Below are 26,893 nucleotides of genomic sequence, written 5' to 3'. Positions count from 1 at the left end.
CCGACGCATCCCCGCGTCTCTGCAGCCAGACGCGGCGACTTCTCCCGCACCCATCCACTAAACGCCGGGATTACAACGACTGCGCGGAGAACGTGTCGCATTGACGGATATCGCCCGTCGCCATGCCGCGCCGCAGCCATCGCTGCCGCTGCTCACTCGTGCCATGGGTGAATGCGTCGGGCACGACACGTCCCTGCGATTGCCGCTGTAGCCGGTCGTCGCCGATCGCGCCAGCTGCGTTGAGGCCCTGTTCAAAGTCTCCCGGCTCTATCAGCCTGGCATTCTGCTGCTGCGCGACGGCTGCCCACACGCCGGCGAAACAGTCTGCCTGCAATTCCAGGCGCACAGACAAGGCGTTGCCCCGTGCGGCCGACATACGCGCACGGGCGGCTTCATACTTCCCGGAGATCCCCAGGACGTTCTGCACATGATGCCCGACCTCGTGCGCGATCACGTACGCTTGCGCGAAGTCACCGCCCGCACCGAAACGGTCGCGCAATTCGCGGTAGAACGACAGGTCGATATAGACAGTGCGATCGGGCGGGCAATAGAACGGGCCCATGGCGGACTGACCGGTACCGCAAGCGGTAGGTGTCGCGTCGCTGAAAAGGACGAGCTTGGGTGCTGGATAGTCCTGATCAAAGCGCGTCCGGAAGATATGTTGCCACGTACGTTCAGTGTTGCCGAGCACACGCCGTACGAACTGACTGCCCTGATCCTCGACAGGGCGCGCGGTTGTCGGCGTCGGGTGCTGAGGCGCGTTACCTTGCAGCACTTGCGCGCCGTTGATGATCGTCATCGGGTTGATGCCGAAAAAGTAAGACGCGGCCAGCGCGATGACGATGGTCCCAATACCGATGCCGCCGCCCACCCGCAGGCCACCGCCGCCTCTCCGGTCTTCGACGTTCTCACTTTCTGCTTCGTCATCGAGGCGCATGGTCGTTTCCTCCGGATGTCTCGCGCAGTTGCGCGTGGATATGACCGTCATTGTAAGCAGTTTGCATGCCCGTTTCCGCGCGGCCGGCGTGAGTCTGGCGACGCTATATGACGGCGGCTGCGCAGCGTGGAGCGTGCAAGAACGGCTTCTATTGCGCTACGGATTCTCACGCGCAGCGACATGCGTACATGGCCGCTCGCGAAGGGACGGCGTAGCGCGTTGACGTGTTGGAACGTGCGGCAGTAAGGGAACGTGCGGCAGTAAGCGGCACGGAACGGGAAGGGCACCGCGAAGCGCCGGAAATGGCGAACCGCCGATCTACGCAGGACGTTGCGGACATGTCCGATAGAGGTTCGCAACCGGCTTGCTGCTCGGCAGCGTGGGCGCGCGCCGCAATACTTCGCGGCGCACGCGGTAGAAACGCGCCAGAAGTGAAGCGCGTAGAGCAGCGACGACAGGTGACGTGGCGCTTACTTCGCCTGATCGCGCCAGTAGTACTTCTGCTTCCAGCCGAGCAGGCGCTTGAGCTTCTCGTTGCTCAGCAGCGTCTCGAACTCGCCGAGCGGCTTCTTTACGGGCACTTCCGGGTAGAACCGCTTCAGCAGTTCCGCCGTGGGCAGATCGGAAGAGACGTCGTCGGCGGCGACATTCATCACCTCGAAGCCCAGGCCGTCTTTCTCTATACCAAGGCGTGCCGCTTCAGCGAGATCGCGGCCGTCGATATAACTCCATGCAATGCGCTTGCGCAGCGACGGGTCCTTGTTCCACTCCGCGAACTTCGCATAGTCTTCCGGATCCAGCACGTTGCCGATCCGGAAGCAGTACAGGTCGGCGCCGGTGCGCGCATGAAACGCCTTCGCGGTCACTTCGTTGATGACCTTCGACGTCGCATAGCTGTCCATCGGGTCGACGGGATACTGCTCGTCGAGCGGGAAGTACTGGGGATTGCGGTGCCGGTGCGCAAACACCACGCCATAAGTGGTTTCGCTCGATGCAACGATCACCTTGCGGATGCCAAGCTTCGACGCGGCGTCCAGAATGTTGTAGGTGCCCATCACGTTGATGCGGAACACCTCGTTGTCGGTGGTGACCATGATGCGCGGAATCGCCGCAAAATGGACGATCGCGTCGATCGGCTTCGGCTCGAGGTCGGGCACGAATTCGGCCGGCGCGGTACTCGACGCGAGCGCGTTGAACACCTGGCCTGCGTCAGTGATATCGGTGATCAGCGTACGCGCGGTGCGCTTCGCCATTGGCACGCGGTCGAGATTCAGCACTTCGTAGCCGTGCTCAACCAGATTTTCGACTACCCATTTACCGGCGAGTCCGCTGCCGCCGGTCACAATCACTCGCTTCGTCATACGGTTTGCTCCTTGAAAGATGTCAGAGGGGCCGGATGCGTGTCGCGTGTCTAGCCGGCGGACCTTGCCGGGAGCTTAATGAATTTGTGCGGCACATTTCTGTGACGGACGTCATAGTCGGCATCGCCGTGCGGGTTCAATGCGCGATTTGCGGGTCACCGCAGCGTTTTTCGGCAGTACTTTCGCCTGTTTTTGTCTTCCAGCCAGATTGCGCGCGAATGGTAGTCACACGTCGATCGCACTGCAGCAATCACCAATCCCGGGACAACCCCAATAGGTTTGTATGACGCCCGTCACAGTTTTGCGGCGCGCTCTCAACCTATGATCGTCCACGATGTCGAGCCCTCGCATCGTAGTGGGCCCGCTGTGCTGTCGATGCGCGACACCGAGGAGACCATCCGTTGAAAGCCCTTTCTTCGAAAACCGACGTGCCCGCTTTGCCGATGCCGCTCGCGCTGCTGCGCGCTTGTGTCAGGGTGCGCGAATTCAACATCTTCGCAGTGTTGATTCTGGTCGGCGTGCTGATCAGTCTGTTCTCGCCATACTTTCTGACCACCAACAATCTGATGGGCGTATTCCGCTCGTTTTCGCTGACGGCGATCATGGCGGTCGGCATGATGCTGGTGATCATCACGGGCGGCATCGATCTGTCGGTCGGTTCGGTGATGGGGCTGTCGTCGCTGGTGACGGCGCTGTCGTTTCAGCACGGCTACGGCGCGGTAGGAGCCGTCGCCGCGGGACTCGCGACGGGCGTCGCGGTCGGCGCGCTGAATGGCTTTCTTGTCACACGTGTCCAGTTGCCGCCATTTATCGCGACGCTTGGCACGTTGTCGATCGGCCGCGGCCTGATGTACATCATCACCAAAGGTGTCCCCGTCACGCCGGATGTGCCTGACAGTTTCACTTTCCTCGGCCAGGGTTATCTCGGCTTTATCCCGTTCCCTGTCGTGGTGATGGGACTGCTTGCCGTGTGCTTTTCGATCGTGATGCGGCGCACGCGCTTTGGCCGTCATGTGTATGCGACTGGCGGTAACGAAAACGCTGCGCTGCTGAGCGGCGTACGCACAGCGCGCGTGAAGTTCATCGTCTATGTGCTGTCCGGCGCGATTGCGGCGCTGGCCGGTGTCATCGCGTTTTCGCGCTTCGTGTCGGCCGAGCCGGCCGCGGGCTTCGGCGCGGAACTCGACGTGATCGCGGCCGCCGCGATCGGCGGCGCGAGTCTGTCGGGCGGTGTCGGCAGCGTCGAAGGCGCGATTATCGGTGCCGCGCTGGCGGGCATCATCACCAATGGCGTGGTGCTGCTCAATATCGACACCTATGCGCAGCAAACCATCACCGGCTGCGTCATCCTGATCGCCGTGAGCATCGATATCTGGCGGCTGCGCTTCAAAGGGCGCTAAAGCTGCGAGCGAGGTCTGGCGTGTGCGCCGGGCCGTCTTGTGACTTTTCAAATTCCTAAAAACCGACGCTTTCTGGAGACGACATCATGCAACGAACCCTGACTCGCGTGGCACGTCCGCGCAGCCTGAACGCTTTGCTCGCGGTGTCGGCCGTAGCGGCGCTCTGTGCGCTCCCGGCCGGTAACGCCCACGCGAAAGACGCGAAGGATATTTCGGTCGCGGTGATTCCGAAAGTCGCGGTGCCGTTCTTCGACGATTGCAATAACGGCGCGAAGGCTGCTGCCGACAAGTTGTCGGTCAATTACCAATGGGTGGTGCCGCAGAACACCCAGGGTTCGACGCAGGTGCAGATCATCGAAGACCTGATTTCGAAGCACGTCGACGGCATTGCGATTTCGGTGAACGAGCCGAAGTCGGTCGAAAGCGTGATGAAGCGCGCGGAAAAGAGCGGCATCAAGGTGCTGACCTACGATTCGGATTCGCCCAATAGTGGCCGCTCGATGTATATCGGCACCAGCAACGAATCGGCGGGCGAGACGATGGCCGAGACGATGGGCAAGGCATTGAACGGTCAAGGCGATGTCGCGATCGTCACCGGGCAACTGGGCGCGGTGAATCTGAACGAGCGCATCGCTGGCATCAAGAAGGGCCTCGCTAAATATCCGGGTATCAAGATCGTCGAAACGCAGGGCACTGACGACGATCTGGCGCGCGGCGTGTCCGTGGTCGAGACCACGCTGCGCGCGCATCCGCAACTCAAGGGCATCTTCGGTGTCAGCCAGGTCGGCGGGCCGGCCGTCGCAAAGGTATTGAATACCAAGGAGTTCGGCGCGATGAAGGGCAAGCTCGAAGTGATCGCGTTCGACGATCTGCCTGACACCGTGAAGGGCGTCCGCGATGGCTCGATCCAGGCGATCATGGTGCAGCGCCCCGTGACCATGGGCAAGCTGGCTGTCGAACATCTGGTTTCGCAGATCCAGGGCAGCGAGAAGCAGGCGAGCGATATCGACACAGGCGTGACCGTGGTGACGAAGAACAATCTCGGCAGCTATACCAAGTAACGGCAGGAGGGAACTGCGCCACGAAGCCGCGTGGGCCACCCGCGCGGCAAGCACAAACCGCCAGGCCACCAGCCAGGGACCGCCGATGACCCCTTTTCTCGAAGTGCGCGAGATCTCGAAGACGTTTCCCGGCGTGCGCGCGTTGAACCGCGTCACGCTGGAGATCGCACGTGGCGAAGTGCTCGCGCTGGCGGGTGAAAACGGCGCGGGCAAGAGCACGTTGATGAAGATTCTCACCGGCGTGCTCGAACCGGATGCCGGCGGCGAAATCCGCATCGAAGGCGAGCCGGTGACCTTGCGCGACGGCAATCATGCGCGCGCGTTGGGCATTGGCATCATTTATCAGGAACTGTCGGTCGTCGAAAACCTGAGCATCGCCGAGAACATCTTTCTCGCGCGTGAGCCGCTCACGCGGCTTGGCATGATCGACCGTGCGCGGATGAACGACGCGGCGCGCACCCTGCTCGAAACGATCGGCATGCGCGTCGATCCGCGCGAACAGGTCAGCCGCCTGAGCGTCGGGCAGAAACAGATGGTCGAAATTGCCAAGGCGGTCTCTTGCGATTCGAAGATCATCATCATGGACGAGCCCACTGCGTCGCTGAGCCATCACGAAACGCGCATGTTGCTGGACCTGATCAAGCGGCTGCGGTTGCAGAACATCGGCATTGTCTATATTTCGCATCGGCTCGAAGAGCTGTTCGAACTCGCTGACCGCGTGACGGTGCTGCGCGACGGCGCAACCGTCGGCGGTGCGCCGATGGCGGAGGTTACCCGCGAGTGGCTGGTACGCAAGATGGTCGATCGCGACCTGAACGAACTGTATGCGGTGTCGGCGTCGCATGCGACACGCGAGGTCGTACTCGAAGTGCGCAATCTGGCGCTGCGCGCACGCAATCATGTGCCGGGCCGCATTCGCGACATCAGCTTCGCCGTGCACCGCGGCGAGATTCTCGGGATTGCGGGGCTGGTCGGCTCGGGGCGCACCGAGATCATGGAAATGATCTTCGGGATGCGGCCGAAGAGCGGCGACGTGCTGATCGCCGGCAAACGCGTGACGATTGAAAGTCCGCACGATGCAATCGCCAACGGCATCGGCTTCGTCACCGAAGACCGCAAGGGGCAGGGCCTGATAGCCGGCATGAGCGTGCGCGAGAATTTCAGCCTGACGCACCTTGAAACTTACTCGCCGTTTCAGTTCGTGCGGCGCGCGGCCGAAGACGAACATTGCCGCGAATACGTGCGCAAGCTTGGCGTCAAAACGCCGACCATCGAGCAGAAAGTGATCAACCTGAGCGGTGGCAATCAGCAGAAAGTCGTGCTCGCGAAATGGGTTGCGCGCCATCCGCGCGTGCTCATCGTCGACGAGCCGACCCGCGGTATCGATATCGGCGCGAAAGCGGAAGTGCATGCGCTGCTCGGGCGGCTTGCCGCGCAGGGCATTGCAATCATCGCGATCTCGTCGGACCTGCAGGAAGTGCTGGCGATCAGCGACCGCATTCTGGTGGTGCGCGAAGGGCGGCTGAACGGTACGTTCGAGCGCGCGGACGCAACCCAGGAGCGGGTGATGGCGGCGGCAACCGCATAACGTCCCGCCGCAAGTCGGTTTATTCAACACGGAGCTTCAATCGAGATGGCCACCATAGTCGTAGTGCACACCGGTCCGGTGACGGTTCAGCCGTTGAAGGATCAATTCGCCGCGCAACTGCCCGATGTGCGGATGATCAATATCGTCGACGACAGCCTGCTTAACGACGTACGCAGCGCCGGACACCTGACGCCCGAAGTCACGGGCCGGTTGTACTCGTATATGTCGAACGCGCAGGCGATGGGCGCGGACTTGATTCTGAACGCGTGCTCGTCGGTCGGCGAAGCGGTCGATACGTTGCGCGGCATGATCCGTACGCCGATCATCAAGATCGACGAAACCATGGCGCAGGAAGCGAGCCGGCTCGGCACGCGGATCGGTGTGGTGGCCACCGTGAAAACCACGCTTGAGCCGACCGTCCGGCTGATTCGCAAGAAAGCCGCCGAAGCGGGCCGCGAGATCAGTGTGGTCGAGCGCGTCGCCGAAGAAGCGTTCGCCGCGCTGCTGGCCGGCGACGCCGCGCGTCACGACGAGGTGCTCAAGCACACCATCGTCGCACTTGCCGACGAAGTGGACGTGGTGGTGCTCGCGCAGGTATCGATGGCGCGGCTCGTGCCGTCGCTTGGCCAGACGCGCGTGCCGGTGCTGTCCAGCCCGCAAAGCGGCGTGGCGACGGTCAAGGCCGCGCTGTCAGACGCGCGCCAGGCACGCACTAAAGGCACACTAAGCACGCACTAGGCACGTACCAGCGGCGCCTTGTACGCATGATGAGCCGCCTGTGCGCTGCTGGCGACAGGCTGCGCGACGCTCGCGGCGGCGAGCGCCGCTGTCATGCCCGGCAGAAATTGCGCGACGAACGCGGGTGTCAGCACGACCTTGCGTTCGTGCGTATCGACGAGGCCTTCGGCTTTCAGATCGCTGAAGTGGCGGTTCACCGATTCGCGCGACGTGCCGATAAATTCCGCCAGCTTGTCCTGCGCGATCGACAGATCGATCAGCACCGCGCCCGTCGCGCCGTCATGCACGAACGGTGCGCCGATCTGGTTGGCGAACATCGCGAGAATATTGACGAGGCGCTTGCGCACGTCGTGCAGCGACAGATTCTCGATCAGCTTTTGCGCTTCCTGCCAGCGCTGGTGATGGCTGCGCAACACGAACTGGTTGATCACATGGTAGCGCTTGAGCAGATCTTTGAAGTCTGCCTTGCGGATGAAGCAGATGCGGCATGCGGCGAGTGTCTCCGCATAGTGTGAGTAGCTCGCTTCGTTCAGCACGTCGCCGTCGCCGAAGATCATGCCGGCCTTGATAAACGACAGCGTGATTTCCTGGCCTTCCTCGGTAAGCCGATAGAGCCGCACGTGACCCACCTTCAACAGGTACACGTATTCGCTTTGCTCCTCAGGGCGATAGATCAGTGCGTTCTTGCGCAGGCTGCGGTGATCGCTGAAGGCCGGCATGACCTCTTCGAGGCAGTTGCGTTCGATCAGCGCGAGAAGCTCGCTTTTTCCGACAAACCACATCGCGTGTCTCCTTGTGTCGTGCCGGCATGGCTGCAGAGGCAGAGATGAAGCCGCGACGCGCCGGCGCCTGATTGCCAGTTATTCTAACCAGCATATTGTCGCGCCGCTGAGCTTTGCGCGTCGATGCGCGCTGCGCGGCGTAAGCGATATGTCAGACATGCCGTGGCTCGATCGGGCGGGTGCCGCTGACACGCAGCGCGCGCTCGCGCAGGTTATTGTGCGCTGCCTGTTCGCAGGCGTGGACGGCAAGCGTGGGGCGGTGCAATGGATGAGAAGTGACGCCCGTATTAATGACGACACGCTTACGCAGACGGAGGTAATTGTCGATGCAGATAAACGCGCCCGGAAAGCCGTGCTCCGGGCGCGACCGCTGCGGTATCAGGCCCGGTCGTTGTTCAGCATGCTCCTCGGAATGGACAGGATAAGCACGCAACTGATGAGCAGGCAAGCCCCGAGTGCGTAAGTACCATTGTTGATATTGCCCGTCAGGTCCTTTGCCACACTCGTAATCATCGAACCTGTGAAGCCGGACAGGTTGCCGACCGAGTTGATCAGAGCAATGCCTGCCGCGGCAGCCGTTCCAGACAGAATCTGGCCGGGAAAGGTCCAGAAAATCGGCATCAGACCGAGGATGGCGCAGGTGGCAATCGTCAGGAAGAGGATGGACAGCGGCACGTTGTTCGCGAAGGTGGCGCTGAGAATCAGGCCGATGCCGCCGATGCACGCGGGAATCGCTGCATGGAGGCGCCGCTCGCCAGTCTTGCGCGAGTGGCGCGCATTCCAGATCATCGCGACGACCGCGCTCAGGTAGGGTATGGCCGTCAGCAGGCCGATATTGAGCGTGCTCTTGACGCCGGATGCCTTGATGATGGACGGCAGCCAAAAAGCGAGACCGTAAAAGCCCGTGTTGAACGTGAGCAGGATGAAAGTCAGCAGCCACACGCGCGGGCTCTTGAGCGCCGCCCCGATGCGATGGGTCTTCTTCGTGCTTTCCTGCTCGAGATTCTTCTGCAGCAATGCCTTTTCGGATGCCGTCAGCCATTTCGCCGACTGGATACCGTCGCCCATCCGAAACAGCACGAGGAACGCGACGAGAATCGACGGAATGCCTTCGACCAGCAGCATCCATTGCCAGCCGTCCATGCCAAGCGCGCCATGGGTGTTTTCCATGAGCCAGCCGGAGATCACACCGCCCAGCGTCAGGCTCACGGGAATGGCGATCAGGAACCCGGACATGGCGATGCTCTGGCGCCGTGCGGGGAACCAGTAGTTCATGTAGAGGATGATGCCGGGGAAGAAGCCCGCTTCGCAGACGCCCAGCAGGAAACGCAGGATGTAGAACATCGTGGACGTTTCGACATGAAAGAAGCTGGCGAGCGGCGAGATAAAGGCGAGTGAAGAGGAGACGATGCCCCACGACACCATGATGCGTGCGATCCAGAACCGTGCGCCGTACCGGTGAAGGAGGAGATTGCTGGGCATCTCGAAGAGGAAGTATCCCCAGAAGAAGATACTCGCGCCGAAAGCGTAGACGGCGTCGCTCATCCCCAGCGAATCGAGCATCTGCAACTTGGCGAAGCCGACGTTCACGCGGTCGAGATAAGCCACGACGTAACACAGCAGAAGCAGCGGCAGAATCCGCTTCAGAACCTTGCGGTATAGCAGTTCTTCGGTCTCGTCGACCGCCGCAGGCGAAGCCGCAGTCTGAGCGATTGTTGGCATTGGAATGTCTCCATTTTGTATGTCTCGAGCGGTATGGCGGTGGGCGTCGCCTGCATGAATTCAGGGTCTGCCCGCAGACGGGCCTCGATCTGTTCACCGTAATCGAACAATCGGGCTCGAAGATGTTACCGATAACAATTCAGCCTGCCATTTTTCCGTCGTTCGATGTTATCGGTAACAAAATTAGCACGTTGTGCCCTGAAGAGGCAAGCCAGGGGAATCTACCGGGTCCAGCATGGATGTCCCATCTGGCTGGCCGCTGGATCGCCATCTGGCGGGTAATCGCCGGTCGGGTCCCCCGCGCGCCATTTCTCCAGAAGCCGGAAGCGAGTTTCATATTGTGAGATTTGCTTGGGCTTTCAGCGTCGTGATCTTTTTGTTACCTGAAAGCATGTTTTACATGGCAAAAAGCGGCGTGTATCTCATTGAAAAATAAACAAAAATTATGTCTTATGTCTTATATAAGACTTGGTTCAAGCTGGTCAAACGGCGCTACCATTTAGTCATGCAGTTCGCACACGCAGACGCAGCGACACGCCAGATCAGTTAAACGCCCTTAGGAGAAAACCATGAGCCAGTATCAAGACGACATCAGCGCAGTTGCCGATTTGAAAGAGACCCACGGCAGCGCGTGGAATGCGATCAGCCCCGAGTACGCCGCCCGCATGCGTGCCCAGAACAAATTCAAAACGGGCCTGGACATTGCGAAGTACACCGCCAGGATCATGCGCGCCGACATGGCTGCGTACGATGCCGATCCGTCGAAGTACACCCAATCGCTGGGATGCTGGCATGGCTTCATCGGCCAGCAGAAGATGATTTCCATCAAGAAGCACTTCAACAGCACCGAACGCCGCTACCTGTACCTGTCCGGCTGGATGGTGGCCGCGCTGCGCTCGGAGTTCGGCCCGCTGCCGGACCAGTCGATGCATGAAAAGACCTCGGTCAGCGCGCTCATCCGCGAGCTGTACACCTTCCTGCGCCAGGCCGACGCGCGTGAACTGGGCGGCCTGTTCCGCCAGCTGGATGCAGCGGAAGGCCCTGCCAAGGCCGCCATCCAGGAAAAAATCGACAACCACGTCACCCATGTCGTGCCGATCATCGCCGACATCGACGCGGGTTTCGGCAACGCTGAAGCCACCTACCTGTTGGCCAAGCAGTTCATCGAAGCGGGCGCATGCTGCATCCAGATCGAAAACCAGGTGTCCGACGAGAAGCAGTGCGGCCACCAGGACGGCAAGGTCACCGTGCCGCACGAGGACTTTCTCGCCAAGATCCGCGCGATCCGCTACGCGTTTCTGGAACTGGGCGTGGATGACGGCATCATCGTGGCGCGTACCGACTCGCTGGGCGCCGGCCTGACCAAGCAGATCGCCGTGACCCGCACGCCGGGCGACCTGGGCGACCAGTACAACTCTTTCCTCGATTGCGAAGAATTGTCGGCCGACGAACTGGGCAATGGCGACGTCATCATCAAGCGCGACGGCAAGCTGCTGCGTCCGAAGCGCCTGCCGAGCAACCTGTTTCAGTTCCGCGCCGGCACGGGCGAAGCGCGCTGCGTGCTCGATTGCGTCACTGCGCTGCAAAACGGCGCTGACCTGCTGTGGATCGAAACCGAAAAACCGCACATCGCCCAGATCGCAGGCATGGTCAACGAGATTCGCAAGGTCATCCCGAACGCCAAGCTGGTGTACAACAACAGCCCGTCGTTCAACTGGACGCTGAATTTCCGCCAGCAGGCGTATGACGCGATGAAGGCCGCAGGCAAGGATGTGTCGGCATACGATCGCGCCCAGCTGATGAGCGTGGAATACGATCAGACCGAACTGGCAAAACTCGCCGACGAGAAAATCCGTACCTTCCAGGCCGACGCATCGCGCGAAGCAGGTATCTTCCACCACCTGATTACGCTGCCGACGTACCATACCGCCGCACTGTCCACCGACAATCTGGCGAGGGAATACTTCGGCGACCAGGGCATGCTGGGATATGTGGCTGGCGTGCAGCGCAAGGAAATCCGTCAGGGCATCGCGTGCGTCAAGCACCAGAACATGTCCGGTTCGGACATCGGCGATGACCACAAGGAGTATTTCAGCGGCGAAGCTGCCCTGAAAGCGGCGGGCAAAGACAACACCATGAACCAGTTCTGATACCAGTCATACGCCGGGTAAAACGCCAACCCATGCAGGTTGGCGTTTTTTTTCGCCCGATAGCTCGTGGCGTCCCGGCGCTGTTTCCTTGTGCGCGTCCATGCAGGAGCGATATGCGCGGTCGATCCGCGAAGGAAGACCCGGTGTGTTTTCCGGAGATGCCGGCTTCTGTTTCGAATCTGACGCAGCCGTTTGAAAATCTGGCTTCATTTCTGTTGCTGCGTGAGGCAACGCATGGCAACTGCGGCGGCTGCCGATCGCGTTTCGACACTCAGCTTGCTGAATACATGTTCGAGATGCTTGTTAACCGTGCGCGGCGCCATGCCCAGAATGTCGCTGATATCGCGGTTTGTCTTGCCGCGTGAAAGCCAGAGCAACACTTCCGCCTCGCGGCTCGTGAGGCTGAAACGTGCGGCGAGGCTATCGGTCTGCGACGCATCGTCGAACTCTTCCAGCACGATGAGCCAGTCGCCGTGCTCCGCGCGTCCGAGTACCCGTACGCTTTGACGCACGCGGCCGCTCACCGTATCGAAGCTCGCCTGCAAATCGCAGCCGGCGCCGATCCAGCGCAGCAGCCATTGATGCAGCAAGTCAGGCAGCCCGTCACCGGGCGCACCCACTGCTGCGTAGCGGGGTAGCCGCTCGCGTGCGAGTTCGCTTTGCCAACGTATGGTGCCGTCTTCCGCGGCGATGAGTGCCGCGCGCATGCCGATCGCCAATGCCACATCCATATGCCGTTGTTGCCGGGATCGTTGCACGTGTGCGGCGATACGCGCGACCACTTCGCTCGGCTTGACTGGTTTTGGCACATAGTCGATACCGCCAACGCGAAAGCCATGCACGACGTGTTCGCTTTCTGTCAGCGCGGTCATAAAAATCACGGGCAAGTGTCGATTGCGCGGATCGCTCTTGATGAGCTTGCAAGTCTCGAAGCCGTCCATGCCCGGCATCAGTGCGTCGAGCAGCACGACGTCGGGCGTCACTCGCGCGAGTCGTTGCAGCGCCGATTGGCCGTCCAGCGCGACGAGCACCGCATAGCCCGCGTCGTTCAGCGTATCCGAGAGCAGGGCGAGATTGTCGGGCGTGTCGTCGACGATCAGCACGACCGCGCGGTCGTTGGGCAGCTCGGGCAGGCTCGCCGTCTCGCTGGGCAGAAGGTGTTGATCGTCATGCATCGGGGTTGGTCGGCTGAGGTGGCGCAAGCACGCGCGCGAGTTCGGAAAGCCTGAAGCGCCGCGCCATTGCACGTAGTGGTTCAAGGAGCGAGGAGAGCTCGGGGGCATGATGCTCGGCGGCATCCAGTTGTTCGATGAAGCCCTGCATATAGCCCATCTCCAGTGTTGAGCGCAGATTGTCGAGCAAGGGCGCCGGTAGTGAGGCAATCGCCTGTGGCGAGAGGGATGCTTCGGCAGATAGCGGCGCGGGCTCGGTGATCCACTGCAAGTCGAGCAGCGTAGCCATCTTGTCGAGCAGCAGCGGCAGGTGCACGGGCTTGGCCAGATAATCGTCGCATCCGGCCGCCGCGCCTTTTTCGCGGTCGTCCGCGAAGGCGTTTGCCGACAGGATCAGGATGGGCGCGTCCGACAGATGATTGTCACGGATCAACCGGCTCGCCTCGAAACCGTCCATCATCGGCATGGCCACGTCCATCAGAATGAGATCGGCTCCGCCCGTCGCGAGCCATTGCAGTGCTTGCGGGCCGCTCCCAACCTCGATCACGTCGAAGCCGAGCGGTACGAGCGTCTGCGTGATGATGCGCCGCTGCTCCGTCAGGTCGTCGACGATCAGCACGGTGCGCCGTTTGCCCGGATAGCCCCTGATGTTGATCTGACCACCGGAAAACCGCACGGGTGCGCGCACTTCCGATGCGAACAGCTTCACGATGAAGCGCGTGCCTTTACCGACTTCGCTTTGTACCTGCAGGTTGCCGCCCATCAGCTCGGTCAGCAGCCGGCATATGGTGAGACCGAGTCCCGCCCCGTGGTCATGCTCGCGAGCGGCCGCGCCGCGTTCGAACGGCAGGAACAGGCGCTCCAGTTCGGCGGCAGGAATGCCCGGGCCAGTGTCGGTGATATCGAAGGTCAGTGTTTCCCACGCATATCCGGCGCGCACGTTCACGCGGCCTTGCGACGTGAAACGGATTGCATTGCCGATCAGGTTGATCAGAATCTGCCGCACGCGCTTTTCGTCGATACGAACCACTTCCGGCATGCGGCCCGTGGTCTGGAAGTCGAACGCGAGGCCCTTGTCGGTCGCCTGCGGTTCGAGCATCGCACTGAGTTGGGTAATGAAATCCGGCAGCGAGACTTCCGTGACGTTCAGTTGAAGCTTGCCCGACTCGATGCGCGCGACATCGAGCAAGCCGTCGACCAGCGCCAGCAGGTGTTCTCCGCTGCGATAGATGGTCGCTGCCGCTTCACGGCGTGCGGGAGGGAGTTCATCAGTGGCTTGCAGGAGCAGTTGCGCATAGCCGAGGATACTGTTGAGCGGCGTGCGCAGTTCATGGCTCAGCCCCGTCACATAGCGGCTCTTCGCACGGTTCGCTGATTCAGCGGCCGCACTTGCCTGCTGCAGCGCCGCGTCGGTCTTGCGGTGCGCCTCGATTTCCTGCATCAGCAATTCGGCCTGGCGCTGCAGTTCTTCCTGCGTGACCTTGCGGTTTTCGTTCGCCAGCACCAGCCACCACGCAGCAATGCATCCGACCAGCGCGAGTGCGAAGAACGCTTCCAGGTAACCGTGCAGAAGCGCGTCGCGCGCTATCGTGTCGAGGTCGGACAGGGCGCTCACGCTCTGATACCACTGGATCGACATGACGCCGCCGAGCAAGACGAGCCCGACAATCAACAACCCCAGGTATTGCGCGATGCGCAAGCTCGCGCGTCCGAGCTGCAGGCGCGGAAACAGCTTGCGCACGGTTTGCCCTAGCTGTGTGGTCAGACGGGCGTGTGGCTTGCACGAGTCGTTGCAGCGTGAATCGAGTGAGCAACATAGCGAACAGATCGAACCCGCGTAGGCGGGGCAATGCGCCATATCTTCGCGTTCGAAGGTGTTTTCGCAGATCACGCAGCGCAGGGTCGCACCGGGCGCGAGCGTGCTGTCGTCACGCGCCAGATAGAAGCGGCCCCGGGTGACGAGTGCAATGATGGGGGCACACACGAACGCCACCAGCAATGCAATGAACGACGACAGCGCTTCGGCCACCGGCCCGAAAACGCCCGCATGCGAAAGCGCTGCGACGGCGGATGCGACGAACATCGCGCCGATGCCGACCGGGTTCACGTCATACAGATGCGCGCGCTTGAACTCGACATACGACGGGCTGAGCTTGAGCGGCTTGTTGATGACGAGGTCCCCGACGAGCGCCCCGATCCACGCAATCGCCACGTTCGAATACAGCGCGAGCACCTTGCTGATCGCTTCGAATACGCCCATCTCGACCAGTAGCAAGGCGATGAGCACGTTGAATACGAGCCATACCACGCGCCCAGGATGACTATGTGTGAGCCGTGCGAAAAAATTCGACCATGCGAGCGAACCTGCGTACGCATTGGTCACGTTGATCTTGATCTGCGACACGATGACGAACAGGGTCATCGCGGCAAGCGCGCCTTCGGGCGAGCGGAACAGGTATTGATAGGCAACGAGGTACATCTGCGTTGGCTCGACGGCCTTTGCCGGATCGATTTCGTGCTGGATGGCAAGAAACGCGAGGAATGCACCGCCGAGCATCTTCAGTGCGCCGGGAATGATCCAGCCTGGTCCTGCCGCGATCAACGCAATCCACCAGCGCACGCGGTTCCTGCTCGTGCGCGGTGGCAGGAAACGCAGATAATCGACCTGTTCGCCGATCTGCACGATCATCGACAGCGCCACCGTGCAGCCCGCGCCGAACGCAAACAGATTGAATTTGCGGTCCTCGCCCGAGATCCCGGCGAAGGTGAACCAGTCGGCGAGTGCGTGCGGTTCGCGCCATAGCACGGCTGCGTAAGGGACGACGAGCAGCACGATCCACAGCGGCTGCGTCCAGCCCTGCAAGCGGTTGATGAAGGTGATGCCGAACGTCACCACGGGGATGATGACGAGCGCACTGATCACATACGCGATGGAGAGCGGTATGCCGAAATACAACTCCAGCGCGAGCGACATGATGGCCGCTTCGAGCGCGAAGAACACGAAGGTGAAGACGGCATAGATCAGCGACGTCAGCGTCGAGCCGATATAGCCGAAGCCCGCGCCGCGCGTGAGCAGGTCCATATCGACGCCGAAGCGCGCGGCGTAGTAACTGATCGGCATACCCGTCAGGAAGATCAGCACCGCCACCGCGAGAATCGCGCACACCGCGTTGGTGAAGCCGTAATTCACCACAAGAGCGCCGCCGATGGCTTCGAGCGCGAGAAAGGACACGGCGCCCATCGCCGTATTGGCGACACGCAGTTCCGACCAGCGCCGGAAGCCGCGCGGCGTGTAGCGCAGCGCGTAGTCCTCCAGCGTTTCATCGGCGACCCATGCGTTGTAGTCGCGGCGAATCTTCACGATACGTTGCGTGCCGCCCATTGCCGGGCGCGACGCCCCGGCTTGGGTCGCTGCATCGTCGGTGGCGGCAGGCGGGGATTCCCTTTGGTGCATCGATGGCTGGAGTAGGCGGGTTCCGGGTGGATCGGGCTCGCCATGCAAGTAGCATTCCATTCGATGGCCCTTCCTTGAACGTCTGGCTATGGAACGTCGTGGCGGACTCGATTGTATGAAGCCGTTTTCGCGAGCGCCCTACGTCATATGACGTATTCAACCGCGCAAATTGGCTCCCTACATTTCGCTCCGAAGACGCAAACCGGATACGACCACAAGGGAGATTTCGATGTCGCACGACGATCACAACGACCAGATCATGCCGTCGGCCATGCGCCGCAAACTCTTGATGGGCCTCGCCGCAGCGCCCGCGCTCGCGGTGCCGGCCATCGGCTGGGCGCAGCAATATCCGACCGCGAAGGTCAATACGACCAACCTCGCCGTGACCGATACGGAAGTGACTGTCGGCCAGCTTCACTCGGCTACCGGCACGATGGCAATCTCCGAGACGGGTTCGATTCAGGCCGAGCGTCTGGCAATCGAGCAGATCAACGGGATGGGCGGCATTCTGGGCCGCAAGATCAAGATCATTCAGGAAGACGGGGCGTCCGACTGGCCCACCTTTGCCGAGAAGTCGAAGAAGCTGCTGGAAAACGACCATGTGGCCGCTGTGTTCGGCTGCTGGACATCGGCGTCGCGCAAGGCTGTGTTGCCGATCTTCGAGCGCGACAACGGTCTGCTGTACTACCCGACCTTCTACGAAGGCCTCGAGCAGTCGAAAAACGTCTTCTATACCGGACAGGAAGCGACCCAACAGATCCTCTGGGGCCTGAACTGGGCGAACCAGACCAAGAAGGCGAAGAGCTTCTTCCTGATTGGCTCCGACTACATCTGGCCGCGCACGTCGAACAAGATTGCGCGCAAGCACATCGAGGGGCACCTGCAGGGCTGCAAGGTCGTCGGCGAAGAGTATTACCCGCTCGGCACCACGAACTTCAATTCGCTCATCAACAAGATCAAGATCGCGAAGCCCGATTGCATCTACGCGATCATCGTCGGCGGCTCGAACGTGGCGTTCTACAAGCAGCTGAAGGCGGCGGGCATTACGGCAGACAAGCAGTTCCTGCTGACCATCTCAGTGACGGAAGACGAGGTACTGGGTATTGGCGGCGAAAACGTCGCGGGCTTCTATTCGGCCATGAAGTATTTCGAATCGCTCGACAACGAGAACAACAAGAAATTCGTCGCGGCGTTCAAGGCGAAGTATGGGCCGAAGGCGGTCATCGGCGACGTCACGCAGGCAGCGTACCTCGGGCCATGGCTGTGGAAGGCGGCTGTCGAGAAAGCCGGCAGTTTCGACGTCGACAAGGTCGTTGCAGCTTCGCCAGGCATCGAACTGAAGACGGCGCCCGAAGGCTACGTGAAGATCCACGCGAACCACCACTTGTGGAGCCGGACGCGCATCGGCCAGGCGCAGGCGGACGGGCAGTTCAAGGTGGTCGCGGAATCGCCGGATCTGATCGAGCCGAATCCATTCCCGAAGGGCTATCAGTAAGCGCTGCCACGCTGCTCGTGTCGCATCACATACGTGATATGAGCGGCTTCATTCGAGGAGGGAAACATGTCGGCTTCGGACATTCTCAACATCACGTTGATGCAGGGTTTCGCGGGCCTTTCGCTGTTCAGCGTGCTGTTGCTGATGGGCCTTGGGCTCGCGGTGATCTTCGGCCAGATGGGCGTCATCAATATGGCGCACGGCGAGTTCATGACAATCGGCGCGTACACCATCTACATGTTCTCGCAGGTCGCCGATACGGTGTGGCCCGGTTTCAGGCCGGTGTATTTCCCGCTCGCGATCGTCGTCGCGTTCGTGCTGGCGTTCGCAGCAGGCTGGCTCGCGGAGTGGGCGCTGATCCGTCATCTCTACAAGCGCCCACTCGACACGTTGCTCGCGACATGGGGCTTGAGCCTGGGCATGCAGCAGGTGTTTCGCTCGACCTTCGGCCCGAAGGAAGTCAGCCCGAACCTGCCCGAGTGGCTGATGGGTTCATGGTCGCCGAAGCAGGGCCTCGACATCCCCATCAATGGTCTTTTCGTCATGTCGCTTGCTGCGCTGATGACGGGCGGCCTGTTGCTCGCGCTGTACCGCGCACGCTGGGGCCTGCGTGTGCGAGCCACGGTAGCGAACCGGCAGATGGCGAACGCGGCCGGCATCGACACAAAGATGACGGACCGCATGACCTTCGCGATCGGTTGCGGCATGGCGGGCGTTGCCGGTGCTGCCTTCACCGCGATCGGTTCGACGGGACCGACAAGCGGCTCGCTCTACATCGTCGACTCGTTTCTGGTGGTCACCTTCGGCGGCGCGGCAAGCCTGCTTGGCACGGTAGCGTCGGCGTTCGGCATCGCGCAGATGCAATCGATCACCGAGTTCTTCATGACGGGTTCGTCGGCGCGTGTGCTGACGCTGCTCACCATCGTGATCGTGCTGATGCTGCGGCCACAGGGCCTGTTCGCATCGAAGGTGCGCCGTGCGTGAACTGACCCACTCTTCAATCTCTTCGACGCAAGCGGGAGAAACGACCATGAATCCAATCGCGGATGCCCCCGTCGATACGCAAGCGCCACCGGCCGCGGGCTGGTTGCGCCGTATGTTCCTGCATCGCGGCGGCTACGGCAGCTTCATCGTACTGGCGCTGCTGATCCTCGTCGTGTTTCCGCTGACGCTCGACGTGTTCCGCCTCAACCTGATGGGCAAGTACCTGACCTATGCGTTCGTCGCAGTCGGCCTCGTGATCGCGTGGGGATACGGCGGCGTGCTGAGCCTCGGCCAGGGCGTGTTCTTCGGACTGGGCGGCTATTGCATGGCGATGTTCCTCAAGCTCGAAGCCTCCGATCCCGTCAGCACGAAAATCCAGTCGACGCCCGGCATCCCCGACTTCATGGACTGGAACCAGTTGACCGCGCTGCCGCTATGGTGGAAGCCGTTCCACTCACTGCCGTTTTCGTTGCTCGCGGTGCTGGTGGTGCCTGGCCTGCTCGCGTTCATTGTCGGTTTCGCCATGTTCAAGCGGCGCGTGGGCGGCGTGTACTTCGCGATCATCACGCAGGCTGTGGCGCTGATCCTGTCGGTGCTGATCATCGGTCAGCAAGGCTATACAGGTGGCGTAAACGGCATCACGGATTTGCGCACGCTGCTCGGCTGGGACATCCGCGGCGATCACGCCAAGCTGGTTCTCTACTTCGTCAACGCGGCGCTGTTGCTCGCCGCGATCCTCTTCTGCCGGCGGGTCACGCGCAGCAAGCTCGGTACGCTGCTGCTGGCGATGCGCGACAAGGAAGACCGCGTACGTTTCTCCGGCTACGACGTGGCGATGTTCAAGGTCTTTTCTTTCTGCCTCGCTGCCGTGCTCGCGGCGATCGGCGGCGCGATGTTCACGTTGCAGGTGGGCTTCATGTCGCCGTCGTTCGTGGGCATCGTGCCGTCGATCGAGATGGTGATCTATGCGGCTGTCGGCGGACGCATGTCGCTGGTCGGCGCTGTGTACGGCGCGATTCTCGTCAATCTCGGCAAGACGTGGTTCTCCGAGAGCTTTCCGAACCTGTGGCTGTTCCTGATGGCGGCGCTCTTCATCGGCGTGGTGATGGCGTTCCCCAACGGGCTCGCGGGCCTCTACGACAGTCACGTGAAGCCCTGGCTCATGCGCCGTGGCGCAAGGAGCACGTCATGAGCAACACCGATTTCGTGCTGGCCGTCGAAGGGCTGTCCGTCGCGTTCGACGGTTTCAAGGCGGTCGACGATCTGAGCCTGTATGTGGATCGCGGCGAACTTCGCGTCGTGATCGGACCCAACGGTGCGGGCAAGACCACGCTGCTCGATCTGATCTGCGGCAAGACACGCGCGAACGCGGGCAGCATCAAGTTCCGCAACGAAGAGATGACGCGACTGCCGGAATTTCGACGCGTGCGCAAAGGCATTGGGCGCAAGTTTCAGACGCCGTCGATCTACGAGAACCTCACCGTGTTCCAGAACCTCGAAGTGTCGTTCCCGCGCGGACGTGGCGTATTCGGCGCGCTCGCGTTCAAGCGCACGAGCGACGTGCTGGACCGCGTAAAGAGCGTCGCGCAGGAAATCGGCCTGGAAAAGGAACTCGATCTCGAAGCCGGGCTGCTGTCTCACGGCCAGAAGCAATGGCTCGAAATCGGCATGCTGCTGATGCAGGAGCCGGAACTGCTGATGCTCGACGAACCGATTGCCGGCATGAGCGTGCGCGAGCGCGAGATTACGGCGGAGCTGCTGAAACGAATCTGCCAGAACCGCTCGATGATCGTGATCGAGCACGACATGGCTTTCGTCGAACAGATCGCGCACAAGGTCACGGTGATGCATCAGGGAAAGATCCTCGCGGAGGGGCCGATGGAGAAGGTGCAATCGGACCAGCGCGTGATCGACGTTTATCTTGGTCACTGAGTTGCCATTGAAAGGAGACCGCACATGCTGAACGTCGACGACGTATTCGTCAGCTACGGCCAGAGCGAGGCACTGCACGGCATCAGCTTCACCGCCCAAAAGAACGAGACGGTGGCGATCATGGGCCGCAATGGGATGGGCAAGACGACATTGTTCAAATCGCTGATGGGCATTCTGCCGCTCAAGGGCGGGGCTGTGCGTGTAGACGGCGAGGACGTATCGCGCGACGAGAGCTTCAGGCGTGTGAAGAAAGGCATCGCGTATGTACCACAGGGACGGCAGATTTTCGGCACGCTGACCGTGGAGGAGAACATTCAGACGGGACTCGAAAACACACGCGAAAAGCGCGTGCCCGAAGAAATCTACGCACTGTTCCCGGTGCTGTACGACATGCGCAGCCGCAAGGGCGGCAATCTGTCGGGCGGCCAGCAACAGCAACTCGCCATTGCCCGCGCGCTCGTCGCGCAACCGAAAGTGCTGCTGCTAGATGAACCCACGGAAGGCATTCAGCCGTCGATCATCAAGGACATCGCGCATGCGCTGAACGAGATTCGCAGGCTGCGCGGCATCAGCATCGTGGTATCGGAGCAGGTGCTGAGCTTCGCGCTCGATGTGGCAGACCGTCTGTTCGTGATCGAAGGCGGACGCTTCGTGCACGAGACACCGCGCGCCGAGGCCGACACCGCGAAGATCCGCGAATACCTGTCGGTGTGAGCCGACTGTCCACGCTATTTCAAAGGAGGGTAAGCAATGGCTGAAACACTGATCAAGGTGGACCTCGAACAGTCCGCGTACGACAACGAGCAGGTTCACAACCGCTGGCATCCCGATATCCCGATGGCATGCTGGGTCAATCCCGGCGACGACTTCATTCTGGAGACGTACGACTGGACGGGTGGCTTCATCAAGAACAACGACAGCGCAGACGATGTGCGCGATATCGATCTGTCGATCGTTCACTTCCTGTCTGGGCCCGTGGGTGTGAAGGGTGCGCAGCCGGGTGACCTGCTCGTCGTCGACCTGCTGGATATCGGCACGAAGGCGGATAGCCAGTGGGGTTTCAACGGTTTCTTCTCGAAGCAGAACGGCGGTGGATTCCTGACGGATCATTTTCCTCAAGCGCAAAAATCCATCTGGGATTTCCACGGGCTCTTCACGAGTTCACGCCATATCCCCGGTGTGAGCTTTGCGGGCCTGATTCATCCGGGTCTGATCGGCTGTCTGCCTGATCCGAAGATGCTCGCCACATGGAACGAACGCGAGGCCGCACTGATCGCCACCGATCCGGCGCGCGTGCCAGGCCTTGCGAATCCCCCGTTTGCGGCGACTGCGCACATGGGCAAGCTCACTGGCGACGCGAAGGCGAAAGCCGCCGCCGATGGCGCGCGCACGGTGCCGCCGCGCGAACATGGCGGCAATTGCGACATCAAGGATCTGTCGCGCGGCTCGAAGGTGTATTTCCCGGTTTATGTCGACGGCGCGGGGCTGTCGGTCGGCGATCTGCACTTCAGTCAGGGTGATGGTGAAATCACCTTCTGCGGCGCGATCGAAATGGCGGGCTGGGTTCACATGAAGGTGGAACTCATCAAAGGCGGCATGGAGAAGTACGGGATCAAGAACCCGATCTTCAAGCCGAGCCCGATCACGCCGAACTACAACGACTATCTGATCTTCGAGGGCATTTCCGTCGACGAAGGCGGCAAGCAGCATTATCTCGACGTGCACATCGCTTATCGCCAGGCGTGTCTCAATGCGATCGAATATCTGAAGAAGTTCGGCTATTCAGGGGCGCAGGCATATTCGATTCTCGGCACCGCCCCCGTGCAAGGACATATCAGCGGCGTGGTCGACGTGCCGAATGCGTGCGCGACGTTGTGGCTGCCCACACAGATATTCGACTTCGATATTCGCCCGGGCGCGGATGGCCCGATCAAACACATCAAGGGCGATATCGATATGCCGCTGTCGCCCGACATCGTCTGATGTCCGAGCCCGCCGGGTCGCGATGCGGCGGGCGATTCATGATGGAGCAGGCTATGCCGACCTACGATTATCGTTGCGACACGTGCGGCCCTTTCGCCGTGCTGCGCCGCATCTCCGAGCGCGATTGCGCGTCGCCTTGTCCGTCATGCGGCAAGCTCGCGCAGCGGACACTGAGCTTGCCCGCATTGTCGCTGATGGCGTCCACGCAACGCGCGGCGCACCAGGTCAACGAGCGTGCTGCGAATGCACCGCATCGTCACGGCCCGGGTTGCGGGTGTGGCAGCAGCACGAAACCGAGGCTGGCGGGTGCAGCGCCAACGGGATTAAAGAGCAACGGTGGCGGCCGGCCGTGGATGATCAGCCACTGATCCTATTTCACAAAAGCAGAACCCGGCGGATGCGTAACGATGGCACGAAGGTCTGCCTGCACGTCGCCGCGCATGGCGCGCAGCTTCCGCAGATCGGGCACGGGCCGCGCGAGCGCCTCGTCGCGGGCGAACGCGGCCTCGAGCGCCTGCGCAACATCGAGCAGGCGCGCTTCGCTGCGCATCGGTCCGATGATCTGAAGGCCGAATGGCATGCCCATGTGATCGACGCCGCAGGGCAATGACATCGACGGATTGGTGAGGAGCGTAACCACGTAGGTCAGTGCCACCCAGCGATAGTAGTTTTCCAGCGCCACGCCGTCGATCTGCGCGCAATGCGGCGTGGTCCACGCGAACGGCGTGACGGGCGACACGGGTGAAACGATCGCGTCGTAGCGCCCGAACAGGGTCTGGAAGCGCCGGTACAGTGCGGTGCGTTGCGTGTCGGCACGTGTCACGTCGGCGAGCGTGAGTGCACTGCCCATCTCGTAGTTCGCACGCGTGTTCGGCCCGAGCAGAGCGGGATCGCGCTCGTAGGTCTCGCGCAGGCTTGCAACGAATTCCTGCGCGCGCACCACGTCGAACACGCGATGCGCGTCGACCATGTCGAGTGCGGTTGGCTCGATGGGTTCGCACACCCGCACCTGCGTGGCGATACGTGCGAGCTTTGCGCGAAACGTCGCGCGAATCGAGGCATCGACCGCACAGACGCCGAAATCTTCCGTATAGCCGATGCGCAGCGCGGCGGGGTCGAGGCGCGCGCTGGCGTGCGGATCGAGCTGCGCGGGATAGCCGAGCGGATCGGCGGCATCCTGTCCCGCGACGGCGGCCAGTTGCAGACGCACGTCGGCGACGCAGCGGCCCATCGGTCCACTGACCCAGTTCGGCGCCCATCCCAGCAGCCGATGCGCCGACGGCACGAGGCCCGGCGACGCGCGGAAACCCACCACGCCGCACAGCGCGGCGGGAATGCGCAGTGAACCGCCGAGGTCCGACCCCGTGGCGAGCGGCAACATGCCCGTCGCGAGCGCGACCGCCGAGCCGCCGGACGAGCCGCCCGCGTTCAGGCGCGGATCGAACGGGTTGCCCGTCGCGCCCCACACCGCGTTGCGTGTGTTGGCGCCCGCACCCATTTCAGGCGTGTTCGTTTTCGCGGCGACGATCGCGCCAGCCGCACGCAGACGTGCAACGAAAGCGTTGTCCGCGACGGGCACGTGCTCGCGATAGAGCGGCGAGCCGTAGGTGGTCAACAGGCCGGCTGTCTCTTCGAGATCCTTCACGCCGATGGGCAGGCCGTGCAACAGGCCGAGCGGTTCGCGGCGCGCTATGGCTTCCTGTGCGCGCCGCGCTTCGTCGCGTGCCCGTTCGAACGCGGTGGCGGCGAGCGCATTGACGGACGGCTCGGTGGCTTCGATGCGCGCGAGACACGCGTCGAGCAGATCGACGGGCGAAAGCTCGCCTGCGCCGATCAGGCGCCGTGCCTCGACGGCGGACAGTTCCAGCAGGGTTTCGGACATGCGGATCGTGATTGAGATGCGAGAGACCGGGCGGTTGGATAGGACAGCGGCTCGTGATGCGAAAGGCGACGCGAATCCTGACACTGCTACTGCTGGCAGGTCACGCAGTGAATCACGCTGCCAGCGGGCGCGCCGACTGATCGACGCACGCGACAATGGCATCGCGTGTATTGAGCAGATGCACGCGCGTCTGCTCGCGCACCGCGTCCGCGTCGCGCGCACGCCAGGCGGCGAGCAGTTGCGCATGCTCTTCGTTGTTGCTTGCCATGATATCGGGCTGCACATACATGGACAGCGAGACATAGGGTCTTGCGAGCAGCGACAGCCCGCGCACGACCTCGAACAGCCGCGTGCTGGCTTCGCTGTGCATCAGTGCCTGATGAAACTCCTCGTTGAGCAGGGTCCATTGCTCGGAAGTCGGTGCGACCGCACTCATCGCTTCGTGACATGCGTTCGCGGTGTCGAGATGCTCAGCGCTCGCGTTCAGACATGCCCGTGCCGCGAGCATCGGCTCGAGCATCATGCGCAACTCGTATATTTCGCTGACGTCGTCAGCCGTCAGGCCGCGCACTTCGACGCCCTTGTTGGGATCGATCGCGACGAGCCCCTCCGCGCGCAGATCGCGAAACGCCTCGCGGACCGGCGTCGTGCTCACGCCGAGACGCTTCGCGACTTCCTCCTGGCGCAGCCGTGTGCCCGCCGCGTAGACGCCTTGCAGGATCTCCACGCGCAGCGTCCCCAGTACGTATTCCTGAATCGTGCGATATGGCTTGCCCATGGCGTCTCCTGTTGGTGGCCTGATCTACGGGCGTCCGTCCGTACCCGTGTTTTCGCGTTGGCGAGAATGGTCAGGCGGCAGATCCGTGGCGTGCATCGAGCGGGAGGTCACGCCTCGCACCGATCGCGGCTTCGACCCACGCCGCCGTGCGCAGTACCGCCAGATCCTCGCCGAATGCGCCGACGATCTGCAAACCCAGCGGCAAGCCCCGCGCTGTCCAGCCCGACGGCACCGTCACGGCAGGAACACCGAGCAGGCTCCACGGCGCGCAGAACACCGGGTCGCCCGTATCGTCGAGACCTTCGGGGGCTGCGCCCGGCGCCGGTACGCTCACGAGCGCGTCGCAGCCCGCCAGCAGCGCCGCCGATTCCGCGCGCAGTGCGGACTGCAACGCCAGTGCCTCGCGGTAGCGTGCTGCGGGCATCGCTGCGCCTTCGTCGATGAGCGCCTGCATGTGCTGGCTGAGTTGCGCGCGGTGATACTCCGACACCGGGCCGATTGCGTGCCACGCCTCCACGCGCAGGATCACCTGCAGCGCATCGACGATCTGCGCGAGATCCGCGCCGAATCCGATTTCGACCACCTCGGCGCCTGCTGCGCGCAACTGCGCAAGCGATGCTTCGAAATTGGCCTGCTGCGCGTCCTGCAGGCGCGCATCGAAAGGCGTGCGCACCACGCCCAGACGCGGCGGCGAGGCGAGCGGCGCGAACCACGCCTGCCAGCTCTGCGCTCGGTCGATCGCCTCCGGGCGTCCCGCCACGAACAGCGCATGCGCGAGCGCGGCCGTTTCCACCGATTGAGCGAAAAATCCAATGTGATCGAGCGACGCGGCGAGGGGATGCACGCCATCGCGCGGGATGCTGCCATAGCTCGGCTTGTAGCCGACCACGCCGCAATACGCGGCAGGACGTATCACGGAGCCGACCGTTTGCGTGCCGAGCGCGAGCGGCACGATGCCGGCGCCCACGGCCGCAGCAGAACCGCTCGACGAGCCGCCCGGCGTGTGCGTATGGCCCCATGGGTTGACGGTCGGGCCGGGCTGGCGCCACGCGAATTCCGTGGTCACGGTCTTGCCGAATACGAGCGCGCCATATTGGCGCAGCTTCGTCACGATCGCGGCGTCCGCCTGCGGACGATGGTCGCGATAGATCGGCGAGCCGTACGCGGTCGGCATGTCGATGGTGTCGATCAGATCCTTCACGCCAACGGGCAAACCCGCGAGCGGCGCGCGCGCATCCGGCTCGACATACGCTTCGGGCCGGTACGTGAAGGCATGCAGCGTGGCTTCGAGCGCGTCGGCGCGCGCGATGGCCGCGTCGAGGCGGGCGCGGCTCGCGGCGGCATTGCCGCGTTGCGCGATCAGTTCCGTCACGAACGACGGCGAGGCTTCGGTCATGTCGCACTTCCATTCGAAGCGTTCGCGCACGGGGGCACGCGAACGCGTGGGTCGATTGCCGGCAATGACGGCGGATGC

At 62.2% G+C, this 26,893-nt stretch carries 22 protein-coding genes; 13 read left to right on the top strand and 9 right to left on the bottom strand.

Annotation, left to right across the window (positions count from 1 at the left end; all coding sequences use genetic code 11):
* Positions 1–70: 70 nt before the first annotated feature.
* The gene (gene ypfJ / locus C2L66_RS25400) at positions 71–937 is read right to left on the bottom strand and encodes a KPN_02809 family neutral zinc metallopeptidase (RefSeq protein WP_054930740.1); all 867 of its coding nucleotides are present in this window, start codon (positions 935–937) and stop codon (positions 71–73) included.
* A gap of 470 nt (positions 938–1,407) precedes the next feature.
* Complete coding sequence (locus C2L66_RS25395) at positions 1,408–2,298, bottom strand: NAD-dependent epimerase/dehydratase family protein (RefSeq protein WP_054930735.1); 891 nt, start codon at positions 2,296–2,298, stop codon at positions 1,408–1,410.
* Between the two features lie 443 nt (positions 2,299–2,741).
* Here C2L66_RS25395 and C2L66_RS25390 point away from each other — a divergent pair, with 443 nt between their 5' ends.
* The 4 genes from C2L66_RS25390 to C2L66_RS25375 all read left to right on the top strand — a co-directional run bounded on the left by C2L66_RS25390 (position 2,742) and on the right by C2L66_RS25375 (position 7,085).
* Positions 2,742–3,698, top strand: a complete 957-nt coding sequence (locus tag C2L66_RS25390) for an ABC transporter permease (RefSeq protein ID WP_054930734.1) — start codon at positions 2,742–2,744, stop codon at positions 3,696–3,698.
* A gap of 86 nt (positions 3,699–3,784) precedes the next feature.
* Positions 3,785–4,759, top strand: coding sequence for a sugar-binding protein (locus C2L66_RS25385; RefSeq protein WP_060605783.1), 975 nt, complete (start codon positions 3,785–3,787; stop codon positions 4,757–4,759).
* A gap of 85 nt (positions 4,760–4,844) precedes the next feature.
* Complete coding sequence (locus C2L66_RS25380; protein WP_054930732.1) at positions 4,845–6,347, top strand: sugar ABC transporter ATP-binding protein; 1,503 nt, start codon at positions 4,845–4,847, stop codon at positions 6,345–6,347.
* A gap of 45 nt (positions 6,348–6,392) precedes the next feature.
* The gene (locus C2L66_RS25375; protein ID WP_054930731.1) at positions 6,393–7,085 is read left to right on the top strand and encodes an aspartate/glutamate racemase family protein; all 693 of its coding nucleotides are present in this window, start codon (positions 6,393–6,395) and stop codon (positions 7,083–7,085) included.
* Here C2L66_RS25375 and C2L66_RS25370 read toward each other — a convergent pair.
* Together C2L66_RS25370 and C2L66_RS25365 are read right to left on the bottom strand one after the other, a co-directional pair.
* Positions 7,082–7,867 carry a Crp/Fnr family transcriptional regulator gene (locus C2L66_RS25370; protein WP_054930730.1) on the bottom strand — a complete coding sequence of 262 codons (786 nt, stop codon included), beginning with the start codon at positions 7,865–7,867 and terminating at the stop codon, positions 7,082–7,084. The two genes, C2L66_RS25375 and C2L66_RS25370, sit on opposite strands and share 4 nt — an antisense overlap.
* 378 nt (positions 7,868–8,245) lie before the next feature.
* A complete protein-coding gene (locus C2L66_RS25365; RefSeq protein WP_060605786.1) occupies positions 8,246–9,589 on the bottom strand; it encodes an MFS transporter in 1,344 nt (447 codons plus the stop codon).
* 235 nt (positions 9,590–9,824) lie between these two features.
* Here C2L66_RS25365 and C2L66_RS40815 point away from each other — a divergent pair, with 235 nt between their 5' ends.
* Both C2L66_RS40815 and C2L66_RS25360 read left to right on the top strand, forming a co-directional pair.
* Positions 9,825–10,025: a hypothetical protein gene (locus C2L66_RS40815; RefSeq protein WP_148654613.1), complete on the top strand. Its 201-nt coding sequence runs from the start codon at positions 9,825–9,827 to the stop codon at positions 10,023–10,025.
* Positions 10,026–10,158: 133 nt separating this feature from the next.
* Positions 10,159–11,739 (top strand): isocitrate lyase, encoded by a 1,581-nt coding sequence (locus tag C2L66_RS25360; RefSeq protein ID WP_060605789.1) that lies wholly within the window; start codon positions 10,159–10,161, stop codon positions 11,737–11,739.
* A gap of 206 nt (positions 11,740–11,945) precedes the next feature.
* Here the strand turns inward: C2L66_RS25360 and C2L66_RS25355 are convergent, their stop codons facing one another.
* The gene (locus C2L66_RS25355; RefSeq protein WP_082670427.1) at positions 11,946–12,914 is read right to left on the bottom strand and encodes a response regulator transcription factor; all 969 of its coding nucleotides are present in this window, start codon (positions 12,912–12,914) and stop codon (positions 11,946–11,948) included.
* Positions 12,907–16,365, bottom strand: a complete 3,459-nt coding sequence (locus C2L66_RS25350; protein ID WP_409372604.1) for an ATP-binding protein — start codon at positions 16,363–16,365, stop codon at positions 12,907–12,909. The genes C2L66_RS25355 and C2L66_RS25350 overlap by 8 nt, the downstream gene beginning before the upstream one ends.
* Before the next feature lie 229 nt (positions 16,366–16,594).
* Here C2L66_RS25350 and urtA point away from each other — a divergent pair, with 229 nt between their 5' ends.
* The 7 genes from urtA (at position 16,595) to C2L66_RS25315 (ending at position 23,127) form a co-directional block, all read left to right on the top strand.
* Positions 16,595–17,860: an urea ABC transporter substrate-binding protein gene (gene urtA, locus C2L66_RS25345; RefSeq protein WP_054930726.1), complete on the top strand. Its 1,266-nt coding sequence runs from the start codon at positions 16,595–16,597 to the stop codon at positions 17,858–17,860.
* Between the two features lie 66 nt (positions 17,861–17,926).
* Complete coding sequence (gene urtB, locus C2L66_RS25340) at positions 17,927–18,844, top strand: urea ABC transporter permease subunit UrtB (RefSeq protein ID WP_060605795.1); 918 nt, start codon at positions 17,927–17,929, stop codon at positions 18,842–18,844.
* 46 nt (positions 18,845–18,890) lie between these two features.
* Positions 18,891–20,036 (top strand): urea ABC transporter permease subunit UrtC, encoded by a 1,146-nt coding sequence (urtC, locus tag C2L66_RS25335; RefSeq protein WP_060605798.1) that lies wholly within the window; start codon positions 18,891–18,893, stop codon positions 20,034–20,036.
* Complete coding sequence (gene urtD / locus C2L66_RS25330) at positions 20,033–20,776, top strand: urea ABC transporter ATP-binding protein UrtD (RefSeq protein WP_054930723.1); 744 nt, start codon at positions 20,033–20,035, stop codon at positions 20,774–20,776. The genes urtC and urtD overlap by 4 nt, the downstream gene beginning before the upstream one ends.
* Before the next feature lie 24 nt (positions 20,777–20,800).
* A complete protein-coding gene (urtE, locus tag C2L66_RS25325) occupies positions 20,801–21,490 on the top strand; it encodes an urea ABC transporter ATP-binding subunit UrtE (RefSeq protein ID WP_054930722.1) in 690 nt (229 codons plus the stop codon).
* A 36-nt stretch (positions 21,491–21,526) separates the two neighbouring features.
* Positions 21,527–22,759, top strand: a complete 1,233-nt coding sequence (fmdA, locus tag C2L66_RS25320; protein ID WP_054930721.1) for a formamidase — start codon at positions 21,527–21,529, stop codon at positions 22,757–22,759.
* A 53-nt stretch (positions 22,760–22,812) separates the two neighbouring features.
* A complete protein-coding gene (locus C2L66_RS25315; protein ID WP_082433806.1) occupies positions 22,813–23,127 on the top strand; it encodes an FmdB family zinc ribbon protein in 315 nt (104 codons plus the stop codon).
* Positions 23,128–23,129: 2 nt separating this feature from the next.
* On the opposite strand, the gene C2L66_RS25310 is transcribed toward C2L66_RS25315, so the two are convergent.
* From C2L66_RS25310 to C2L66_RS25300, 3 genes are all read right to left on the bottom strand, one after another.
* Positions 23,130–24,641, bottom strand: a complete 1,512-nt coding sequence (locus tag C2L66_RS25310) for an amidase (protein WP_060605801.1) — start codon at positions 24,639–24,641, stop codon at positions 23,130–23,132.
* A gap of 112 nt (positions 24,642–24,753) precedes the next feature.
* Positions 24,754–25,419 carry a GntR family transcriptional regulator gene (locus C2L66_RS25305; protein WP_060605804.1) on the bottom strand — a complete coding sequence of 222 codons (666 nt, stop codon included), beginning with the start codon at positions 25,417–25,419 and terminating at the stop codon, positions 24,754–24,756.
* Positions 25,420–25,489: 70 nt separating this feature from the next.
* Entirely contained in the window at positions 25,490–26,815 is a 1,326-nt protein-coding gene (locus tag C2L66_RS25300) for an amidase (protein WP_054930738.1), read from the bottom strand.
* Between the last annotated feature and the right edge of the window lie 78 nt (positions 26,816–26,893).

It is taken from the genome of Paraburkholderia caribensis (assembly GCF_002902945.1).
In the GTDB taxonomy this organism is placed as follows: domain Bacteria; phylum Pseudomonadota; class Gammaproteobacteria; order Burkholderiales; family Burkholderiaceae; genus Paraburkholderia; species Paraburkholderia caribensis.
Note: the sequence above shows the minus strand (reverse complement) of the source record. Positions and strands in the feature narration are given on the sequence as shown.

Excerpts from the sequence above, each read along its gene's own strand:
- urtC (WP_060605798.1), top strand. The coding sequence starts at position 18,891 with ATGAATCCAATCGCGGATGCCCCCGTCGATACGCAAGCGCCACCGGCC.
- C2L66_RS25350 (WP_409372604.1), bottom strand. The coding sequence starts at position 16,365 with ATGCACCAAAGGGAATCCCCGCCTGCCGCCACCGACGATGCAGCGACC.
- ypfJ (WP_054930740.1), bottom strand. The coding sequence starts at position 937 with ATGCGCCTCGATGACGAAGCAGAAAGTGAGAACGTCGAAGACCGGAGA.
- C2L66_RS25355 (WP_082670427.1), bottom strand. The coding sequence starts at position 12,914 with ATGCATGACGATCAACACCTTCTGCCCAGCGAGACGGCGAGCCTGCCC.
- C2L66_RS25310 (WP_060605801.1), bottom strand. The coding sequence starts at position 24,641 with ATGTCCGAAACCCTGCTGGAACTGTCCGCCGTCGAGGCACGGCGCCTG.
- C2L66_RS25300 (WP_054930738.1), bottom strand. The coding sequence starts at position 26,815 with ATGACCGAAGCCTCGCCGTCGTTCGTGACGGAACTGATCGCGCAACGC.
- C2L66_RS25395 (WP_054930735.1), bottom strand. The coding sequence starts at position 2,298 with ATGACGAAGCGAGTGATTGTGACCGGCGGCAGCGGACTCGCCGGTAAA.
- urtE (WP_054930722.1), top strand. The coding sequence starts at position 20,801 with ATGCTGAACGTCGACGACGTATTCGTCAGCTACGGCCAGAGCGAGGCA.
- C2L66_RS25390 (WP_054930734.1), top strand. The coding sequence starts at position 2,742 with ATGCCGCTCGCGCTGCTGCGCGCTTGTGTCAGGGTGCGCGAATTCAAC.
- C2L66_RS25305 (WP_060605804.1), bottom strand. The coding sequence starts at position 25,419 with ATGGGCAAGCCATATCGCACGATTCAGGAATACGTACTGGGGACGCTG.
- urtA (WP_054930726.1), top strand. The coding sequence starts at position 16,595 with ATGTCGCACGACGATCACAACGACCAGATCATGCCGTCGGCCATGCGC.
- C2L66_RS25370 (WP_054930730.1), bottom strand. The coding sequence starts at position 7,867 with ATGTGGTTTGTCGGAAAAAGCGAGCTTCTCGCGCTGATCGAACGCAAC.
- C2L66_RS25365 (WP_060605786.1), bottom strand. The coding sequence starts at position 9,589 with ATGCCAACAATCGCTCAGACTGCGGCTTCGCCTGCGGCGGTCGACGAG.
- C2L66_RS25315 (WP_082433806.1), top strand. The coding sequence starts at position 22,813 with ATGCCGACCTACGATTATCGTTGCGACACGTGCGGCCCTTTCGCCGTG.
- C2L66_RS25385 (WP_060605783.1), top strand. The coding sequence starts at position 3,785 with ATGCAACGAACCCTGACTCGCGTGGCACGTCCGCGCAGCCTGAACGCT.
- urtB (WP_060605795.1), top strand. The coding sequence starts at position 17,927 with ATGTCGGCTTCGGACATTCTCAACATCACGTTGATGCAGGGTTTCGCG.
- C2L66_RS25375 (WP_054930731.1), top strand. The coding sequence starts at position 6,393 with ATGGCCACCATAGTCGTAGTGCACACCGGTCCGGTGACGGTTCAGCCG.
- C2L66_RS25360 (WP_060605789.1), top strand. The coding sequence starts at position 10,159 with ATGAGCCAGTATCAAGACGACATCAGCGCAGTTGCCGATTTGAAAGAG.
- fmdA (WP_054930721.1), top strand. The coding sequence starts at position 21,527 with ATGGCTGAAACACTGATCAAGGTGGACCTCGAACAGTCCGCGTACGAC.
- C2L66_RS25380 (WP_054930732.1), top strand. The coding sequence starts at position 4,845 with ATGACCCCTTTTCTCGAAGTGCGCGAGATCTCGAAGACGTTTCCCGGC.
- urtD (WP_054930723.1), top strand. The coding sequence starts at position 20,033 with ATGAGCAACACCGATTTCGTGCTGGCCGTCGAAGGGCTGTCCGTCGCG.
- C2L66_RS40815 (WP_148654613.1), top strand. The coding sequence starts at position 9,825 with ATGGATGTCCCATCTGGCTGGCCGCTGGATCGCCATCTGGCGGGTAAT.